The organism is Mesorhizobium sp. INR15, from assembly GCF_015500075.1.
In the GTDB taxonomy this organism is placed as follows: domain Bacteria; phylum Pseudomonadota; class Alphaproteobacteria; order Rhizobiales; family Rhizobiaceae; genus Mesorhizobium.
Map to the genome: position 1 here is coordinate 4114168 of NZ_CP045496.1, position 19599 is coordinate 4133766.

Consider the following 19599-nt stretch of genomic DNA (forward strand, 5'->3'; position numbering starts at 1 on the left):
TCCTGACACGGTTCTGTCAGCAGCTTGCCAAGGCGACACGAAGAATAGGGCGTCGTGCTAGATGATCTTGCGGATAAGCCTGACGCTGACCAGGGCGATATAGGCGGCGAAGAACAGGCCGAGCGCCCAGCCGAAGCCTGATGGCCCGAAAGCGTCCATGCCGATGCCAATCGCCTGTGGGCCGAGCACCATGCCCACACCGTAGCAGAGCACGAAGGCGGCGTTGGCGGACGCCAGTTCATGGCCGGAGAGCTGCGAGCCGAGATGGGCAAGGCCAATCGTGTACATGGCCGCGACCACGCCGCCCCAGACGAACAGCAGTGCGGCCATCAGGTGCCAGTTCTGCGCGAAAAAGGGCATGAAGATGGTGCCGGCCAGCCCGACAGTCGCACAGGCCAAAAGCAGGTGGCGGCGGTCGCTGATGCGGTCGCTGATCATGCCGATGGGAATCTGCAACAGCACGTTGCCGAGGCCGATCATGGTCAGCAGCAAGGCAGCATCGGCCTCGGAGTAACCGATGCGGTTGCCATAGACCGGGAACAGCGCAAAACCGCCGGTTTCAACGGCGCCGAACACCAGAACGGCGGCGGTGGCCGTCGGCACCAGCCAGATGTAGCGCAGGAAATTGCTGGTTTCGCCGTCGGAGACGATCGTCGGGCTCTCGTTGCGTGCGGCCAGCACCGGTATCGCGGCCAGCGTCACCAGGACGATGATGACGCCGAAGGGCCTGAAGCCGGAGCTGCCGAGATGGGCGAACAGCCACGGTCCGGCGGCAAAGCCGAGCGACAGAACGGTGGCGTAGATGCCCAGCACAAGGCCGCGCCGGTGCGGCGGCGCCGACGTGCTGATCCAGAACTCCGACAGGATGAACAGCACCGTCAGCGCGATATGCAGCACGATGCGCAGCGGGAACCACATCCAGAAATCCGGCGCGAAGTGGAAACCGACGAAGGCCAGCGCGCCGGTGGCAATCATGGCGACCATGGTCCAGGCGACGCCGAAGCGCATGGCGAGCGGTGTGGCCAGCGGGGCGCCGGCGATCGAGGCCAGGCCGGCGACCGCCGTGTTGAGGCCGATCATCGATGCCGAGTGGCCGCGTGTTTCCAGGATGACGCTGAGCAGCGGCATGCCGAGGCCGATGGCGATGCCGACGACGCTAATCGACGAGATCGCCGCCACCATTGGCAGCCAGTGTACGCGCTCGTTGCCCTGTGGTTGGGTATCGACCGTCATGGATGCTGAATACTCTACAGAAGTTCGCGGGTGAAGCGGTTGCGGACAAGCCGATAGAAGGGCACCAGGCCGCCCGGTCGCAGCAGCGGATCATGGGCGAGGCGGTTTTGCAGCTCGTCCAGGATCATCCGGGTGATATCGGGAATGTCTGCTTCCCTGGCCTTGGCCAGCGGTAGCCAAACCAGCTCTTCAAGCTCATTGGTCGGGCCGCCGCCGGGCAACTCGACGGCGACATTTTCGCGCCAGGCGCTGAAGAAGCGGGTGTCGAAGCGGCGCACCCGGTTGGGAGGCGTGATAGCGCGCGCGATGAAGCGCAACACGTCGAGTGACGGCAGGACGCCATGTTCGACGAAACCCTGCCAGTCCTGCCTTGATGTGGCGAAGACGCCTTTCTGGCCGATCAGCAGGCCAGCTTCCTCGTAGGTCTCGCGGACCGCCGACAGGGCGATGGCGCGGGCCCGGGTAGCGCTGATGCGGCCAGGACCGGCGGCGAGCTTCGCTTCCTCGTGCGGATGCAGCGCGGAGGCGGTGGAAATTCTGCTGTCGGCTGGATCGGTGCGGCCGCCGGGAAAAACGAACTTGCCCGGCATGAAGGCATGACCGGCGTGGCGGCGGCCCATCAGCACCAGGACATCATCGCCCTTGCGGTCGAGCAAGATCAGGGTCGCCGCGTCGCGCGGGCGAATCGGTGCGCCGCTGTGCATGGGCGCGCTCCGATCAATCTTGTCGACGTCCGCCTTGGTCATACTGTCCATGTGCAGGACCTAGCGGAAACTTCTGGCAAGTGAAAGTGGCCTTTCGCGGTCGGTATGTTGCGCCAGCAGGTGTAGTCACCGCGAACTATGCCCCTGGATGAGGCTCAACCACGTCCTCTTCACCGCCAAACCCGTGCATATAGAAGGCCCATTGCAGTCCGATGACGGCGCCCTTGACCGGTTGCAGCAGTGCCAGGGTCAGCAGGATTGTCAGCGGCACCCAGATGGCTATGTGCTGCCAGGTAGAAAGCGTGGAGGTCGCCTCGACACCCATGAAGGCGCCAAGCACGATATGGCCAACAATGACGATCACGAGATAGGCGGGCAGGTCGTCGGCGCGGTGGTGATGGATCTCCTCGCCGCAGACCGCGCATTTGTCGACGGTCTTGACGAAGGCGCGAAACAGCTTGCCTTCGCCGCAATGCGGGCAGCGGCCAAGCATGCCGCGCTTCATCGCCATCCAGAGCGGCCGCGCTGGCCGGCCCGAGTGAAGTTCGCCGCCGAAAACCTGTTCTTGCATACCCTTTGGCATCATCGTCTCCTGCCGCGTGAGCCCGGTCGCGTTTGCGACGCACGGGCGCGGCCCTTAGCCTTGTGAAACGACCGTTTGGAGCCTGGCAGGGGCTTTGGGTCGGTCAACATCTCGAAGCGCATGGCACCAGCCATCGGCGACACTTCGACGAGGCGAACCTCGACGCGATCCGCCAGTTGGTAGCCCTTGCCCGAGCGTTCTCCGAAAAGGGAACGGGCCGTCTCGTCGTATATATAGTAATCGCCGCCCAGAGTTGACACCGGGATGAAACCATCCGCGCCGAACTGCGGCAATTGGACAAATAGTCCAGCCTTGGTGACGCCGGAAATACGCGCGTCGAACCGGTCGTCGACCCGTTCGGCGAGATAGGCTGCGATCAGGCGGTCGACCGTATCGCGCTCAGCCGCCATGGCGCGGCGTTCCGTACCGGAGATCAGCACGGAAACATCTTCCAGCCGCGCTTCTTCATCCTGCGTCAGGCCACCTGGACCGAAACCAAGTGCGGCAATAAGCCCACGATGCACGATCAGGTCGGCATATCTGCGGATCGGCGAGGTGAAATGCGCGTAGCGCTTCAGGTTGAGACCGAAATGGCCGATATTCTTGGGCGAATATTCAGCCTGGCTCTGCGAACGCAACACGACTTCGTTGACCAGGCCTTCATTGTCGGCGCCGCGCACGCGTTCCAGAATGCCGTTGAACTGGGCCGGCCGCATCTGCGCGCCGCGCGCCAGCGACAAGCCAAGCGTCTGCAGGAATTCACGCAGCGATTCCTGCTTGGCCAGCGAAGGCGCGTCATGGGCGCGGTAGACCAGCGCCTGCTTTTTCGCTTCCAGCGTCTCAGCGGCGGCGACATTGGCCTGGATCATGAATTCTTCGATAAGCTTGTGAGCATCGAGCCGCTCGGGGACGATGACTCGGTCGACGGTGCCGTCGGGCTTGAGCAGGATCTTGCGCTCCGGCAGGTCAAGCTCCAGCGGCTGGCGGCCGTCGCGGCCACGCTTCAGGATGGCATAGGCATCCCAGAGCGGCTTCAGAACGGTGTCGAGGAGCGGGCCGGTCTTGTCGTCCGGCATGCCGTCAATGGCCGCCTGGGCCTGCGGATAGGCAAGCTTGGCCGCCGACTTCATCATGATACGGTGGAACGTGTGCCTGAGCTTGCGGCCATCGGCAGAGAAAATCATGCGCACGGCTAGCGCGGGCCTGTCCTGTCCCTCGCGCAGCGAGCAGAGGTCGTTGGAAATGCGCTCGGGCAGCATCGGCACGACGCGATCCGGGAAATAGACCGAATTGCCGCGCTTCAGCGCTTCGCGGTCAAGTGCGGTGCCATAGCGGACATAGGCGGCGACATCGGCGATGGCCACGGTGGCGATAACGCCGCCGAGGTTCTTTTCGTCGAGGTCCGGCGTGGCGAACACCGCGTCGTCATGGTCCTTGGCATCGGCGGGATCGATGGTGACCAGCGGCAGGTCGCGCCAGTCCTCGCGGTGATCCATCGTCGCTGGCCTGACCGCTTCGGATTCGGCAATGACGTCGGCTGGAAAGATGTGCGGGATGTCATGGGCGTGAATGGCGATCATCGAGACCGCCTTTTCGCTGGTCAGCGATCCCAGCACCGCCAGCACTTTCGCACGCGGCAGGCCAAAGCGGCCGGCACGGGCAGGTTCGACTTCGACCAGGTCGCCATTCTTGGCGCCGTTCTGGAATTCCTTGTCGACGATCAGTTCGGGCTGGCGGCGTTCCACCGGTTCGATGCGGAAAGTGCCGTCCTGCAGGATGCGAAACACGCCAAGCACGGCGTCGGTGCGCTTCTCGAAGATCTTCATCACCCGCCCGGTGTAGGCGGGGCCTGTCGCTTCATTGGTCGGGAAAGTCTTGGCCAGTACACGGTCGCCGATACCGGGCGCCGGGCCGCTGCCGCCGCGCGAGATGCGAATGGAAACCACCGGTGGCTCGCCGGTACCGACAGATTCAGCCGGGTGCGCCAGGAGCACGCCATCGCCATCGCGGCCAAAGATGTCGAGCACCGCGACATGGGGCAGGGCGCCGACGCGGGCCAGCTGCTTGCGGTCCTTGGTCAGGACGCCTTCGTCCTGCAGGTCGCGCAAGATATCCTTCAGCCAGATGCGGTCCTCACCGCGCAGCGCGAATGCCTTGGCAATGTCGCGTTTGCCGGCGCGGTCCGGATTTTCGGCGATGTAACGCAGGATTTCGTCGCGCGACGGCTTGTAGTCGTCCTTGACCTTGGCCCTCGTGTCGGCGGTGCGCGGATCGCCGTGGCTTCTACCGGTGATCCTGCGCGCCATCCTATGCCTTCTTCTTGGCTGCGGGTTTCTTCTTGGCCGCCGCCTTCTTGGTTGTGGTTGCCTTGGCGGCAGGGGCTTTGGCCGCCGCTGCCTTGCGGAACGGCTTCTTGCCGCCGCCGCTCTTGGCCTCCCGCTCGGCGATCAGCGCCAGCGCTTCCTCGACCGTCACCGATTGCGGATCCTTGCCCTTGGGCAGCGTGGCGTTGACCTTGCCGAAATTCACGTAAGGCCCGTACTTGCCATCGCGGACAACGATCTTGCCGCCGCCGTCCGGATGGTCACCAAGCTCCTTGAGTGCTGCCGCCGCGCCGCCGTTGCGGCCGCCCTTGCCCTTCAACTGCTTCTCGGCGATCACCGAGACAGCGCGGTTCAGGCCGATCGAGAACACGTCCTCGATGCTCTCGAGATTGGCATAGGTGCCGTCATGAAGCACGAACGGACCATAGCGGCCGAGCCCGGCGGAAATCATCTTGCCGGATTCCGGATGCTGGCCGACATCACGCGGCAATGACAGCAGGGCCAGCGCCTTCTCATGGTCGATCGTTTCCGCCGTCCAGCCCTTGGGAAGACTGGAGCGCTTGGCTTCCTTGCCGTCGCCACGCTGCAGATAGGGGCCGAAGCGGCCGCTGCGCAGCGTGATTTCCTCTGACGTGTAAGGATCCTTGCCGATGACCTTGGTGCCGTCCTCGCCGCCGCCATTCTCGCCATTGGGATTGGCTGCGTCGCCAAGCTGCCGGGTGAAGGAGCATTCAGGGTAGTTTGAGCAGCCGACAAAGGCGCCGAACTTGCCGAGCTTCAGCGACAGGTTGCCGGAGCCGCATTTCGGGCAGATGCGCGGGTTGGAGCCGTCTTCGCGCGCCGGGAACACCAGCGGCGCCAGTTCCTCGTTCAGCGCATCGAGCACGTCAGTGACGCGCAGTTCCTTGATGTCGGTAACCGCGCCGGAAAAGTCCTTCCAGAAATCGCGCAGCACGTCTTTCCAGGCGAGCTTGCCGTCCGAGATTTCGTCGAGCTTCTCTTCAAGCGAAGCTGTGAAATCATACTCGACATAGCGCTTGAAGAAGCTTTCGAGGAAAGCCGACAGCAGCCGGCCCTTGGCCTGCGGCACCAGCCGGCGCTTGTCGATGGTGACGTAGTCGCGGTCCTCGAGCGTCTTGAGGATCGCGGTGTAGGTCGAGGGACGGCCGATGCCGAGCTCTTCCAGCTTCTTGATCAGCGACGCTTCCGAATAGCGCGGCGGCGGCTCGGTCGTGTGCTGGGTGGCATTGATCGTTTCGCGCGCCAACTGCTCGCCGGCGCGGATTTCGGGCAGGCGACGATTTTCCTCGTCTTCCGCGTCGTCGTCCTTCTGATCAGTGTAGGCGGCAATGAAGCCGTCGAAGCGAACGACCGAGCCAACGGCGCGAAGTTCCGCCGTGCGCGCGCCGTTGACCGCTTCGATCTCTGCGGTCGTGCGCTCTATTTCGGCCGACTGCATCTGGCTGGCGATGGCGCGCTTCCAGATCAGCTCATAAAGCCGCATCTGGTCGGAATCGAGATACTGCCGGACCGATGCCGGGTTGCGCATGAAATCCGTCGGGCGGATCGCCTCATGGGCTTCCTGGGCATTCTTGGCCTTGGCGGTGTACTGGCGCGGCTTCTCCGGCAGGTATTTGGGGCCGAATTCCTTGGCGATCGCGTCGCGGGCGGCCGAGATGGCCTCTGGCGCCATCTGCACGCCGTCGGTTCGCATATAGGTAATGAGGCCGGTGGTCTCGCCGCCAATTTCCATGCCTTCGTAGAGCCGCTGCGCTACCTGCATGGTGCGGCTGGCTGAGAAACCGAGACCCGAAGATGCGGCCTGCTGCAGAGTTGAGGTGGTGAAGGGCGGGCCGGGGTTGCGCTTGGTCGGCTTGGCTTCGACCGAGACCGCCTTGAAGGTCGCGCCTTCCAGCATCGCCTTGATGTCGTCGGCCTGCGCCTTGTTGGCGATGTCGAGTTTTTGCAGCTTCTTGCGGTCGAATGCGGTCAGCCGCGCTTCGAAATTGTCCTTGCGCGGCGTGCCGAGCAGCGCTGAAATCTGCCAGTATTCCTCGCGGATGAAGCGCTCGATTTCGGATTCGCGGTCGCACACCAGTCGCAAGGCAACCGACTGGACACGACCGGCCGAGCGGGCGCCCGGCAGCTTGCGCCACAGGACAGGGGACAGCGTGAAGCCGACGAGATAGTCCAGCGCCCGGCGGGCGAGATAAGCATCGACCAGCGGCGCATCGATCTGGCGCGGGTTGGCCATCGCTTCCAGCACCGACGACTTGGTGATGGCGTTGAAGACGACGCGGCTGACCGGCTTGTCCTTCAGGGCGCGCTTCTGCTTCAGCACTTCCAGCACATGCCAGGAGATTGCTTCACCTTCGCGATCCGGATCGGTGGCGAGGATCAGGCCGTCGGCATCCTTGACCGCCCTGGCGATGTCGGCGAGGCGCTTGCCGGATGCGGTGTCGACCGCCCAGGACATGGCGAAGTCCTCATCCGGACGCACAGAGCCATCCTTGGCCGGCAAATCCCTGACATGGCCGAACGAGGCCAGAACTTTGTAGTTCTTGCCGAGATATTTGTTGATTGTCTTTGCCTTGGCCGGCGATTCGACGACGACGACGTCCATGAGTTCTCATATCAGCTGTGATGCGGCAGAAGAATTCCGCTGCGCGCGACGAAATATCTTTTCTGATTGTCGCTCACATGGCCGCGCTTTTGCATCCGGTCAAGGGCAAGCGCCCAAATTGCCGGGCCGTCGGCGGCAATACACTCTTAGAGTGTATGGCAAAAATCACAGATTTTCAGTCAGGGGAGATAGCCGGCCCAATGACAGGGAACGGCCCGGTGCAGGCTTGATCCTTGAGTCGAGGAAGGACGGTTGGAAAAAATCAATGGGGAAGCTGGCCGCCGAGATTGGAGGGACACCCGGCAGCCAGTCGAAGTCCCACCACCGGCGAGACTTCGGATTGGACAATCAGTCGGCCTTGACGATATGCCAGACCTCGCCGACGCCGTCGCCGGAGACGTCACCAGCCTTCTTGTCCTTGATGAAGGTGTAGACTGGCTTGCCGTCATAGGCCCACATCTTGGTGCCGTCGGTGCGGTCGACAACGCTCCATTCATCGTCGGCCTTGGCGCCGGCTTCGGCCTTGAGCGGCGGCCAGTTGGTGGCGCATTTGTCGTAGCAGTTGGTCTTGCCCTTCTCGTCCTTGTCATAGGTGTAAAGGGTCATGCCGTTGGTATCGGTGTAGATCTTGGTGCCACCAACCTCGGCTTCCTTCCAGGCTTCGGCGGCGTATGACGCTGCGGTGCCGAGCAAAAGCATGGCCATACCGATCGTGATCGATTTCATGAGAATCTCCCGGATGTGATCAAGAAGCGCGCGGTAAATCGCGGCCTCGCTGCATCAACGGCGGGGAGCCTTGGTTTCTTCCCGGCTTTTCGTCGATGTGTCTTTGTCGCCGCGGGTAACAATTGCCTTGGCACGATCGTAGTAGATTGTGCCTGGGCAGCGACTGGTTGCCACACAATGGTGATTGGCGGACAAGGCCACGCGTCGCTATATCGCGCGCAAACGGTTGGAGTTTTGGAATGGCATTGGACATCGGCTATGTCAGCGCGGTCGGGGCGGGAGCAGTCTCGTTCCTGTCGCCTTGTGTGCTGCCGCTGGTGCCGCCCTATCTCTGCTATATGGCCGGCGTCTCGGTCGATGATTTCCGTGGCGATGCCGGTCCGACCGCCAAGGCCGGCGCGCGAACAGCGCTGCTCTCTTCTTCCATTGCCTTCGTGCTCGGCTTCTCCACGGTGTTCGTGGCGCTCGGTGCCGGCGCGTCGACCATCGGCAGGCTCTTGCGCGTCTGGCAGGAACCGCTGGCGATGGGCGCTGGCGTGCTGATCATCCTGATGGGGCTTAATTTCCTAGGCATTCTGCGCATTCCGCTTCTGTCACGCGAGGCGCGCTTCCAGTCGCAAGGCAAGCCGGCAAGCGCCGTCGCCGCCTATGTCATGGGTTTGGCGTTTGCCTTTGGCTGGACGCCGTGCATCGGCCCGGTGCTGGGGCCGATCCTGACACTGGCCGGCGGCCGTGAAACGGTGGGCGAGGGCGCGTTGCTGCTAGCCGCCTATTCGCTTGGCCTCGGCATCCCGTTCCTGATCGCGGCGCTGTTTTCGGGCGCCTTCATGCGCTTCCTCGGCAAATTCCGCGTCCATCTCGGCCGCGTCGAAAAGGCCATCGGCGCGCTGCTGGTCGTCGCCGGCGTGTTTTTCCTCACCGGTGGGGTGCAGACGGTGTCCTACTGGCTGCTGGAGAATTTCCCGGTGCTGGGGCGGTTGGGGTAGGTTTGCTGGCCGGTTTGGCCAAAATTCGCCCTCAACGGTGACATTGGCATACTGATTGAAAGTCAGTTGCTCTTCCGTGTCGCCGATCTCATCGGAATTTAACCGCATTGGTGCAGCATGGCGCCACTGCTAGCATGTCTTGATTCCCAACGCTTTTCATATGGTTGTCCTTCCATGAGCCAGAGAACCTGCCTGTCCGTCATCCTCGCCGCCGGCGAAGGCACGCGCATGAAGAGCGCCATGCCCAAGGTGCTGCACCAGATTGCCGGGCTGCCCATGGTCGCTCATGTGGTGAAGGCGGCCGAAGCCGCCGGTGCCAGCGGCCAGGCGCTGGTCATCGGGCATGGCGCGGACGAGATGCGCAAGGCTGCGGCGAAATTCGCGCCGCAGGCAGAGACTTTCGTGCAGGAGCAGCGGCTCGGCACGGCGCATGCCGTACTGGCGGCCCGCGAAGCAATATCAAAGGGTTATGATGATGTGCTGGTGATGTTCGGGGACACGCCGCTGATCGACGCGGATGCCTTGACCATGGCGCGGCTGAGGCTGGCCGAAGGGGCCGCGGTTGTCGTCATCGGCTTCAGGCCGCCCAATCCAACCGGCTATGGCAGGCTGATCGAAAAGGGCGGCAAGCTGATGGCCATCCGCGAGGAAAAGGATTGCAGCGCGGAGGAAAGGGAGATCGGCTTCTGCAATGCCGGCATGATGGCCGTGGCCGGCGCTCACGCGCTGAAACTGCTCGATGCCGTCGGCAACAAGAACGCCAAGGGCGAGTACTATCTGACCGACATCGTCGAGATTGCCAGTGGACAAGGTCTCGATGTCGTTGCCACCGAAGCCAGTTTCGAAAGCGCGCTCGGCATCAACAACCGCGCCGAACTGGCGCACGCGGAAAGCATCTGGCAGACGCGTCGCCGGCAGGAGGCGATGCTGTCGGGCGTAACGCTGATCGCGCCGGAAACCGTGTATTTCTCGTATGATACAGAGGTCGGCGCCGATACGATCGTCGAACCCAATGTCTGGTTCGGGCCGGGTGTGAAGATCGCCACCGGCGCCAAGATCCATGCCTTCAGCCACATCGAGGGCGCTACCATCGCCTCCAATTGCGATGTCGGGCCATTCGCACGGCTGCGGCCAGGCGCTGACTTGAAGAACAAGGCCAAGGTCGGCAATTTCTGCGAGGTCAAGCAGGCTGTTATCGAGGAGGGCGCCAAGGTCAATCACCTGACCTATATCGGCGATGCCCGCATTGGCGCAGGCGCCAACATCGGCGCCGGCACCATCACCTGCAACTATGATGGCTATTCGAAATTCTTCACCGACATCGGCGAAGGGGCGTTCATCGGCTCTAACTCCTCGCTGGTGGCGCCGGTTAGCATAGGCAAAGGCGGCTACATCGCCTCGGGCAGCGTCATCACCGAAAGCGTGCCGGATGACGCACTGGCTTTCGGTCGCGCCCGTCAAAAGACGATTCCAGGCAAAGGCAAGGAATTGCGCGAGCGCTTTGCCTCGGCCGCGGCGGCTAAGAAGAAATGAACACCGCAACTCCGGCTGCCTGAAAAACCTAACGATCGCAGTAACCGGATTGCAACGGCGCTCTGTCATGGTGCATTCGGGCACTAGCGTTCCGGTTGACACGGGGCGAAATGCAATGTGACTTTCGCGGCGGACCGGCCATCCCTAAATAGCGCTGGGTTTTCTGCAGGAATCGGGGGCAAGCGCCATGTGCGGTATCGTCGGAATTGTAGGCAACTCGCAGGTGGCGCCGCTCATCGTCGATGCGCTGAAACGCCTCGAATATCGCGGCTATGATTCTGCCGGTGTCGCCACGATCGAACATGGTGAGCTCGCCCGCCGCCGTGCCGAAGGCAAGCTGATCAACCTCGAACGCCGGCTGAAGGACGAGCCGCTCGAAGGCACGATCGGCATTGGCCACACACGCTGGGCCACGCATGGCGTGCCCAACGAGGCCAACGCGCACCCGCATTTTTCCAATGGCGTTGCCATCGTCCATAACGGCATCATCGAAAACTTCGCCGAGTTGCGCGATGAGTTGAAGCGGGACGGTTATGAATTCTCATCGCAGACCGACACCGAGGTCGTTGCCCATCTGGTGGCGCGCGAACTGGCCAGGGGTCTGAAGCCGGTCGAGGCCGCGCATCAGGCGCTGAAGCGGCTGGAAGGCGCTTTCGCGCTGGCCATCATGTTCAAGGGCGATGAAGACCTGATCGTCGGTGCCCGCAATGGCCCGCCGCTGGCTGTCGGCCATGGCGATGGCGAGATGTTCCTGGGTTCGGACGCGATCGCGCTGGCACCCTTCACCAATTCGATCACTTATCTTGAGGACGGCGACTGGGCGGTGGTGCGCCGCCAAGGTGTCACCATTTTCGACATCGACGGCAAGAAGGTCGCCCGCAAGCGTCAGCAGTCGCTCTCGACCAGCTTCATGGTCGACAAGGGCAACCGCCGCCATTTCATGGAAAAGGAAATCCATGAACAGCCGGAGGTCATCTCGCACACGCTGGCGCATTACGTCGATTTCGTTTCCGGCGTCTCGAAGCCGCTCGACCTGCCTTTCGATTTCGCCAAGATCGATCGCTTGGCGCTCTCCGCCTGCGGTACTGCGTATCTTGCAGGCTTGATCAGCAAATACTGGTTCGAGCGCTACGCCCGGCTGCCAGTCGACATCGATGTCGCCTCCGAGTTCCGCTACCGGGAAATGCCGCTGTCGAAGAACGATGCTGCTTTCTTCATCTCACAGTCTGGAGAGACCGCCGACACGCTGGCGTCGCTGCGCTATTGCCGCAAGGCTGGCATGAAGATCGGCGCTGTCGTCAATGTGCGCGAATCGACCATGGCGCGCGAATCCGACGTCGTGCTGCCGACGCTCGCCGGACCGGAGATTGGCGTTGCCTCGACAAAGGCTTTCACATGCCAGTTGTCGGTACTGGCCTCGCTCGCGGTGCGCGCCGGTGTGGCGCGCGGCACGATCTCGCGGGACGAGGAAAAGGCGCTGGTGCGCGCGCTGTCGGAAGCACCGCGCTATGCCAACCAGGTGCTGAAGCTGGAGGGCCAGATCGAAAAGATCGCGCGCGAGCTGTCGTACTACAAGAACGTGCTCTATCTCGGCCGCGACACCAACTTCCCGCTGGCCATGGAAGGCGCGCTGAAACTCAAGGAAATTTCCTACATCCACGCCGAGGGCTATGCCGCCGGAGAGCTGAAGCACGGCCCGATCGCGCTGATCGATGAGAACATGCCGGTGATCGTCATTGCCCCGCATGACCGCATCTTCGAGAAAACCGTCTCCAACATGCAGGAAGTGGCGGCGCGCGGCGGCAAGATCATCCTGATCACCGATGCCAAGGGCGCGGCGCAGGCGACGGTCAAGACGATGGAGACGATCATCCTGCCCGACGTCCCGGAAATCATCTCGCCGATCATCTACGCGCTGCCGATCCAGATGCTGGCCTATTTCGCCGCCGTGTTCATGGGCACCGATGTCGACCAGCCGCGCAACCTGGCGAAGTCGGTAACGGTGGAATAGGGCGCCTTTAAAAACTTCGCAGTTCCAAACCGAGGCGCGGTTCACTAATGTTGCGGTGCAACCCGCGCCTCCGGTGAACCATGTCCGATGCTCCAAAGACTTCCGGCATGACCCGGCTGAGGAATTATTTCCTCACAGGCTTCATCGTCTGCGCGCCGCTGGCAATCACTGCCTATATCGCCTGGTCGTTCATCGGCTGGGTCGATTCGTGGGTAAAGCCCTATATCCCCGCGCGCTATAGCCCCGACACCTATCTGCCGTTCCCGGTTCCGGGGTTCGGGCTGATCGTCGCCTTGATCCTGATCACCCTCATCGGTTTCCTGGCCGCCAACATCGTCGGCCGGGCCATCGTCAATTTTGGCGAACGCCTGCTTGGCCGCATGCCGCTGGTGCGCGGCATCTATGGGTCGCTGAAACAGATTTTCGAGACCGTGCTGTCGAACAAGGGCGACATGTTCAGCCAGGTCGGGTTGGTCGAGTATCCGCGAAAAGGCGTCTGGTCGCTGGTCTTTGTCGCCGGCGAGAAGGAAACGGAGATCAACCAGAAACTTGACCAGGAAGGCGATCCGCTGATGGCCGTGTTCATGCCGTGCACGCCTAATCCGACAACCGGCTTCCTGATGTACGTGCTGAAATCCGACATCGTGCTGCTCGACATGACGATCGAGGACGGCGCCAAGCTGATCGTCTCAGCCGGGCTGGTCGTGCCTGAAATCCGGACGGATCTGGTGACGGTCAACGGCGAGGCAATCCATGCAGCGCTCGCCAATCCGCCGCTTGCCAATCCGCCACTCGATGGACGTCAGCCGGCGCGCAAGAGCCGCACCGCTTCGTCGCGGCCGAACAAGTAGAGCAGCAGGCGCAAGGCTTCGCCGCGCTCGGATTGCAGTTCCGGGTCGCGCGACAGAATGAGCCGCGCGTCGTCACGGGCGGCCTCCAGCAGATCGGCATGCGCCTCGATGCGTGCGACCTGGAAGCCGGGCGTGCCGGACTGGCGGGTGCCGAGCAATTCGCCTTCGCCGCGCAGTTTCAGGTCCTCCTCGGCGATCAGGAACCCATCCTCGGTGTCGCGCATCACTGACAGCCGGCGCTTGGCCGTCTCTCCGAGCGGGTCCTTGTAGAGCAAAACGCAAGACGAAGACTTGTCGCCGCGCCCGACCCGGCCGCGCAACTGGTGCAACTGCGCCAGACCGAAGCGCTCGGCATGCTCGATCACCATGATCGTCGCATCCGGCACGTCGACACCGACCTCGATGACCGTGGTGGCGATCAGGATGCGCGTTTCGCCCTGCTTGAAGGCGCGCATCGCCTCGTCCTTCTCGGCGCCCTTCATGCGGCCGTGAACAAGGCCGATCCGGTCGCCGAACAGTGGCTGCAGCGAGGCAAAGCGGTCCTCGGCCGACATCAGTTTGATTTCCTCGGACTCCTCGACCAGCGGGCAGATCCAGTAGATTTTCTGGCCGTCGGCCACGGCATCGCGCATGCGGCCGACCAGTTCGTCGAGCCGTTCCAGCGGCAGCGTGACAGTGCGGATCGGCTGTCGCCCGACCGGCTTTTCCATTAGTTTCGACACATCCATGTCGCCGAACGCAGTCAGCACCAGCGTGCGTGGGATCGGCGTTGCCGTCATCACCAGCATGTCGGGCGCATCGCCCTTGGCGGTGATGGCGAGACGCTGGTGGACGCCGAAACGGTGCTGTTCGTCGACGACGGCGAAAACCAGGTCGTGATAGATCACCGCTTCCTGAAACAGGGCGTGGGTGCCGACGACGATATCGATGCTGCCATCCGCCAGGCCGGTCAGGGTCTCGGTCCGCTCACGGCCCTTTTCACGGCCCGTGAGGATGGCGACGCGCATCCCCGCCTTGGCGGCAAGCGGCGCGATCGTCGCCAGATGCTGACGCGCCAGGATTTCGGTTGGCGCCATCAGCGCCGCCTGGCCGCCGGCCTCGACGGCGCGCGCCATGGCAAGCAGCGCGACCACTGTCTTGCCGGAGCCGACATCGCCCTGCAGAAGCCGCAGCATGCGCTCTGGATCGCCAAGATCGGCATTGATTTCGGCCAGTGCGAACTCCTGGCTGCCAGTCAGAGAATAGGGCAGGGCCTCGCGCAATTTTTCAACGATGCGGCCGTCACCAAGCAGAGGCCGGCCCGACAGGCGGCGCACCTTTGCCCGGACCAGCGCCAGCGATACCTGGCCGGCCAGCAATTCGTCATAAGCGAGCCGCCGCCAGACCGCGCCGTCGATTGAGACATCGATCGGATCGGCCGGGTTGTGGATGCGGGCCAGCGCATCGGCGAAGGCCGGAAATGTGCGGCGGCGCAGGAATTCACCGTCCTGCCATTCCGGCAGCACGGGCAGCCGCTCCAGCGCCTGGCCGATCGCGCGGCGCAGCACCTTGCCCGACAGCCCGGCGGTCAGCGGGTAGACCGGCTCGACCAGCGGCAGGCTGTCCGCTTCGCTGGCCAGTGCGATATGGTCGGGGTGGACCATGGTCGGGCGGCCGTTGAACCATTCCATGCGGCCCGAGATCACGACATGCTCGCCCACCGGCATCGCTTTTTCGAGATAGGCGGCGTGTGCATGGAAAAAGGTCAGGGCAATCTCACCGGTGTCATCATGTGCATAGACCCTGTAGGGCACCGATCTGTTGCCGCGCGGCGGCGGCTGGTGGCGGTCAATGCGCACGTCGAGCGTGACGATCGCACCCTCGGGAGACCCGGCAATGCCCGGCCGGTTGCGGCGGTCGATGATGGTGTGCGGCAGCACGAACAGGAGGTCGCCGGCACGCGCCGCGCGGTCACCGAGATCTGCGGCCACGACCTTCTCGATCAGCGCGCCAACCTTCGGCCCGACGCCGGCGAGCGAGGTTATGGGAACGAACAATGGATCGAGCACGGAGGGACGCATGATGTCAGCTTATGTCGAGACGGTTTCAGCGCAAGGCTGACAGCCCCTTCTATCCACGCTATATGCGCCGCAGCAAGCAAGGATGCGGCATCATGACCGGAACGACGAGATCAAGTGCCGGGTTGGCAAGCGAGGGCCTCGATGCGCGCCGCCGCAAACTGTTGTTCCGGTCCTGGCACCGCGGCATGCGCGAAATGGACCTGATCCTGGGCAGCTTCGCCGATAGCGAGATCGGCGTCTTGACCAGCGACGAGATCGACCAATATGAGAAGCTCCTCGACATTCCCGATACCGAGTTCCTGCCGCTGGTCACCGGCGAACGCCAGGTTCCGGCCGATATCGATTGTCCCGTCCTGCGAAAAATCCTGGCTTTCCGCCACTCCATGACATTTTGAACGACGTGAATTCATGAGCCTTATTCCCAAAATCGGCTTGCCGAAGGGCCGTGCCGGCCAGTTGATCGTCGATGGCGTCGCCGACGGCTATGAGGCATTCGCGCTTGTCCAGGCAGCCCTCGAGATCGCCGCCGATAAGCCGGTGCTGTTCGTGGCGCGCGACGGCCAGCGCCTGCCTGCGATCATCGAGGCGCTGTCTTTTGCCGCGCCCGGCCTGCCGGTGCTCGAACTGCCGGCTTGGGATTGCTTGCCTTACGACCGGGTGTCACCCGGCTCGGATGCCGCCGCGCGGCGCCTGGATGCGCTGACGGCGATGATCGCGCTGGCGAAAAAGCCGCATCGCGCCGTGATCCTCACCACCGCGAATGCGCTGCTGCAACGCATTCCGCCGGCGGATCTGGTCGAGGCGCAGACTTTCCATGCCAGGCCCGGCAACCAGATCGACATGAACAAGCTGGTGTCGCGGCTGGAGACATCCGGGTTCGAGCGGGTGCCGACGGTGCGGGGCGTCGGCGAATTCGCGGTGCGCGGCGGCATTCTCGACCTTTTGGCGCCGGGCTGGACCGAGGCGCTGAGGCTCGACTTCTTCGGCGATACGCTGGAATCGATCCGCGTCTTCGATGCCGCAACGCAGCGCACCATCGGCCAGCGCAAATCGATGGCGCTGCAAGCGATGAGCGAAGTGGCGCTGACACCGGAAACGATCAGCCGCTTCCGCCGCTCCTATATCGAGGCGTTTGGTGCGCCGTCGCGCGATGATGGCCTCTACGCAGCCGTGAGCGAAGGGCGCCGCTTTGCCGGCATGGAGCATTGGCTGCCGTTCTTCTACGAAAAGCTGGAGACGGTGTTCGATTACCTCCCGGATACGCCTGTCGTCTTTGACCATCTGGCGCATGAGGCGCTGGCCGAACGACATACGCTGATCCTCGATCACTACGAGGCGCGCAAGAAACAGGCTGACAGCGCGTTGAAGGACGCGGTGCCCTACAAGCCGGTGGCGCCTGACCTGCTTTATCTCTCGCCTGAAAACCTGATCGCATCGCTCGGGCCGCGTGAAGCGATCGACTTCACGCCTTTCGATGCGCCCGACGCCGGCCTGAAAAAAGTCTACCATGCCGGTTCGCGCCATGGCCGCAGCTTCGTGGAAGAACGTGCCGATCCCAACATCAATGTCTTCGACATCGTCGTCAAACACATCGCCGACGAGCGCGCCGCGCGCCGCCGTGTCGTCATTGCCGGCTGGACCGAGGGTTCGCTCGACCGGCTTGGCCAGATCCTGGCCGAGCATCATCTCGGCAATCTCAAGCAGGTCGCGACACTCGCGGAGGCCGAACAGCTTGAGCCGGGGCAGGCGGCACTGGCCGTGCTGCCACTCGAGTCTGGCTTCGAGACCGAAAAACTGGTGGTTGTCGCCGAGCAGGATATTCTCGGCGACCGGCTGATCCGGCGCTCGAAACGCAAGAAGCGCGCCTCGGACTTCATCGCCGAAGCCTCGGCGCTGTCGGCCGGCGACATTGTCGTCCACGCCGACCATGGCATTGGCCGCTTCATTGGCCTGCGCACCATCGAGGCGGTTGGCGCACCGCATGATTGTCTCGAAATCCACTATGCCGGCGATGACCGGCTGTTCCTGCCGGTCGAGAACATCGAGCTTCTGTCGCGCTACGGCTCGGACTCTGCCGAAGCGACGCTGGACAAGCTCGGTGGCGGCGCCTGGCAGTCGCGCAAGGCACGGCTGAAGAAGCGTCTGCTCGACATGGCCGGGCAGTTGATCCGCATCGCCGCCGAACGGCAGATGCGCTCTGCCCCCCCACTGGTGCCGGCGGAAGGGCTCTATGGCGAATTCGCGGCGCGGTTCCCCTACGAGGAAACCGACGACCAGCAGACGGCGATCGACTCAGTGCGGGATGATCTCGCCGCCGGCAAGCCGATGGACCGGCTGATTTGCGGCGACGTCGGCTTCGGCAAAACGGAAGTGGCGCTGCGCGCCGCCTTTATCGCGGCCATGGAAGGTTTCCAGGTCGCGGTGGTGGTGCCGACAACGCTTTTGTCGCGCCAGCATTTCAAGACCTTCTCGCAACGCTTTTCCGGTCTGCCGATCCGTGTCGGCCAGGCGTCGCGGCTGGTTGCTGCCAAGGAACTGGCCGAGACCAAGAAAGGCATCGCCGAGGGGCAGGTCGACATCGTCATCGGCACCCACGCACTGTTGGGTTCCGCGATTTCATTCAAGAACCTTGGCCTGCTGATCATCGACGAGGAGCAGCACTTTGGCGTCAAGCACAAGGAGCGCCTGAAGGACCTGAAGACCGACGTGCATGTGTTGACACTGTCGGCGACGCCGATCCCGCGCACCTTGCAGTTGGCGCTGACCGGCGTGCGTGAGCTGTCGCTGATCGCGACACCGCCGGTCGACCGCATGGCGGTGCGCACCTTCATCTCGCCGTTCGATCCGCTGGTCATTCGCGAGACGCTGCTGCGCGAGCGTTATCGCGGCGGCCATTCCTTCTATGTCGTGCCGCGCATCAGTGATCTCGCTGAAATCAATGATTTCCTGAAGGAATCCGTGCCGGAACTGAAGGTGGCGGTGGCGCACGGCCAGATGCCGCCGGGCGAGCTCGACGACATCATGAACGCCTTCTATGACGGCCAGTACGACGTGCTTTTGTCGACCACCATCGTTGAATCCGGCCTGGACATTCCAACCGCCAACACGCTGATCATCCATCGCGCCGACATGTTTGGCCTGTCGCAGCTCTACCAGCTGCGTGGCCGTGTCGGCCGTTCGAAAGTGCGGGCCTATGCGCTGTTCACGCTGCCAGCCAACCGCAAGCTGACCGATACCGCCGAACGCCGGCTGAAAGTGCTGCAATCGCTCGACACGCTGGGCGCCGGCTTCCAGCTCGCCAGCCACGATCTCGATATCCGGGGCGCCGGCAATCTGCTCGGCGAAGAGCAGTCCGGCCACATCAAGGAGGTCGGATTCGAGCTCTACCAGCAGATGCTGGAAGAGGCGGTCGCCGAGGTGAAGGATTCCGGCGAGGTGCAGGATGGCGGCTGGTCGCCGCAGATCGCCGTCGGCACAGCGGTGATGATCCCCGAAAGCTATGTTCCAGACCTGCAGCTGAGGCTGGCGCTCTACCGCCGCCTTGGCGATCTCGAAAACACCGAGGAGATCGATGCCTTCGGCGCCGAGCTGATCGACCGCTTCGGACCTCTGCCGGAGGAGGTGAAGCATCTGCTGAAGATCGTCTTTATCAAGGCGCTCTGCCGCAGGGCCAATGTCGAGAAGCTCGACGCCGGCCCGAAGGGCGTCGTCATCCATTTCCGCAAGCGTGAGTTCTCCAACCCGGTCGGGCTGGTCAAGTTCATCGGCGAACAGGGATCGCTGGCCAAGATCCGGCCGGACCACAGCGTCGTCTTCGTGCGCGACTGGCCAACACCTGACAAGCGGCTGGCCGGCTCCGCGGTGGTCATGACGCAACTGGCGCGGCTGGTGGAAAAGGCGGCGTAGGAACGAAGCAGTAACTGACACACGAAGATCGGCCGGTATTCATCGCAAAGACGTGCGAC

At 63.1% G+C, this 19599-nt stretch carries 13 protein-coding genes; 6 read left to right on the forward strand and 7 right to left on the reverse strand.

The window, feature by feature from the left end:
* Positions 1-57: 57 nt before the first annotated feature.
* From GA829_RS20020 to GA829_RS20045, 6 genes are all read right to left on the reverse strand, one after another.
* The gene (locus GA829_RS20020) at positions 58-1233 is read right to left on the reverse strand and encodes an MFS transporter (RefSeq protein ID WP_195174413.1); all 1176 of its coding nucleotides are present in this window, start codon (positions 1231-1233) and stop codon (positions 58-60) included.
* Positions 1234-1247: 14 nt separating this feature from the next.
* Positions 1248-1988 carry an NUDIX hydrolase gene (locus GA829_RS20025; protein WP_195174414.1) on the reverse strand — a complete coding sequence of 247 codons (741 nt, stop codon included), beginning with the start codon at positions 1986-1988 and terminating at the stop codon, positions 1248-1250.
* Positions 1989-2073: 85 nt separating this feature from the next.
* On the reverse strand, positions 2074-2520 hold the full coding sequence (locus GA829_RS20030; protein ID WP_195174415.1) for a DUF983 domain-containing protein: 447 nt from the start codon (positions 2518-2520) through the stop codon (positions 2074-2076).
* Positions 2520-4826 carry a ribonuclease R gene (gene rnr / locus GA829_RS20035; protein ID WP_195174416.1) on the reverse strand — a complete coding sequence of 769 codons (2307 nt, stop codon included), beginning with the start codon at positions 4824-4826 and terminating at the stop codon, positions 2520-2522. The genes GA829_RS20030 and rnr overlap by 1 nt, the downstream gene beginning before the upstream one ends.
* 1 nt (position 4827) lies before the next feature.
* Positions 4828-7467, reverse strand: a complete 2640-nt coding sequence (gene topA / locus GA829_RS20040; RefSeq protein WP_195174417.1) for a type I DNA topoisomerase — start codon at positions 7465-7467, stop codon at positions 4828-4830.
* Positions 7468-7815: 348 nt separating this feature from the next.
* Positions 7816-8193, reverse strand: coding sequence for a COG4315 family predicted lipoprotein (locus tag GA829_RS20045; protein ID WP_195174418.1), 378 nt, complete (start codon positions 8191-8193; stop codon positions 7816-7818).
* Between the two features lie 239 nt (positions 8194-8432).
* On the opposite strand from GA829_RS20045, the gene GA829_RS20050 reads away from it, so the two are divergent.
* The 4 genes from GA829_RS20050 to GA829_RS20065 all read left to right on the forward strand — a co-directional run bounded on the left by GA829_RS20050 (position 8433) and on the right by GA829_RS20065 (position 13574).
* A complete protein-coding gene (locus tag GA829_RS20050; RefSeq protein ID WP_195174419.1) occupies positions 8433-9179 on the forward strand; it encodes a cytochrome c biogenesis CcdA family protein in 747 nt (248 codons plus the stop codon).
* Positions 9180-9353: 174 nt separating this feature from the next.
* Positions 9354-10712 (forward strand): bifunctional UDP-N-acetylglucosamine diphosphorylase/glucosamine-1-phosphate N-acetyltransferase GlmU, encoded by a 1359-nt coding sequence (gene glmU / locus GA829_RS20055; protein WP_195174420.1) that lies wholly within the window; start codon positions 9354-9356, stop codon positions 10710-10712.
* A 187-nt stretch (positions 10713-10899) separates the two neighbouring features.
* Positions 10900-12723: a glutamine--fructose-6-phosphate transaminase (isomerizing) gene (gene glmS / locus GA829_RS20060; protein ID WP_195174421.1), complete on the forward strand. Its 1824-nt coding sequence runs from the start codon at positions 10900-10902 to the stop codon at positions 12721-12723.
* An 80-nt stretch (positions 12724-12803) separates the two neighbouring features.
* Positions 12804-13574 (forward strand): DUF502 domain-containing protein, encoded by a 771-nt coding sequence (locus tag GA829_RS20065; RefSeq protein ID WP_195174422.1) that lies wholly within the window; start codon positions 12804-12806, stop codon positions 13572-13574.
* On the opposite strand, the gene recG is transcribed toward GA829_RS20065, so the two are convergent.
* A complete protein-coding gene (gene recG / locus GA829_RS20070; RefSeq protein ID WP_195174423.1) occupies positions 13526-15634 on the reverse strand; it encodes an ATP-dependent DNA helicase RecG in 2109 nt (702 codons plus the stop codon). The genes GA829_RS20065 and recG overlap by 49 nt on opposite strands.
* Positions 15635-15726: 92 nt before the next feature.
* Here recG and GA829_RS20075 point away from each other — a divergent pair, with 92 nt between their 5' ends.
* Positions 15727-16029 carry an FAD assembly factor SdhE gene (locus GA829_RS20075; protein WP_195179739.1) on the forward strand — a complete coding sequence of 101 codons (303 nt, stop codon included), beginning with the start codon at positions 15727-15729 and terminating at the stop codon, positions 16027-16029.
* 13 nt (positions 16030-16042) lie between these two features.
* Complete coding sequence (mfd, locus tag GA829_RS20080) at positions 16043-19540, forward strand: transcription-repair coupling factor (RefSeq protein ID WP_195174424.1); 3498 nt, start codon at positions 16043-16045, stop codon at positions 19538-19540.
* Positions 19541-19599 lie beyond the last annotated feature (59 nt).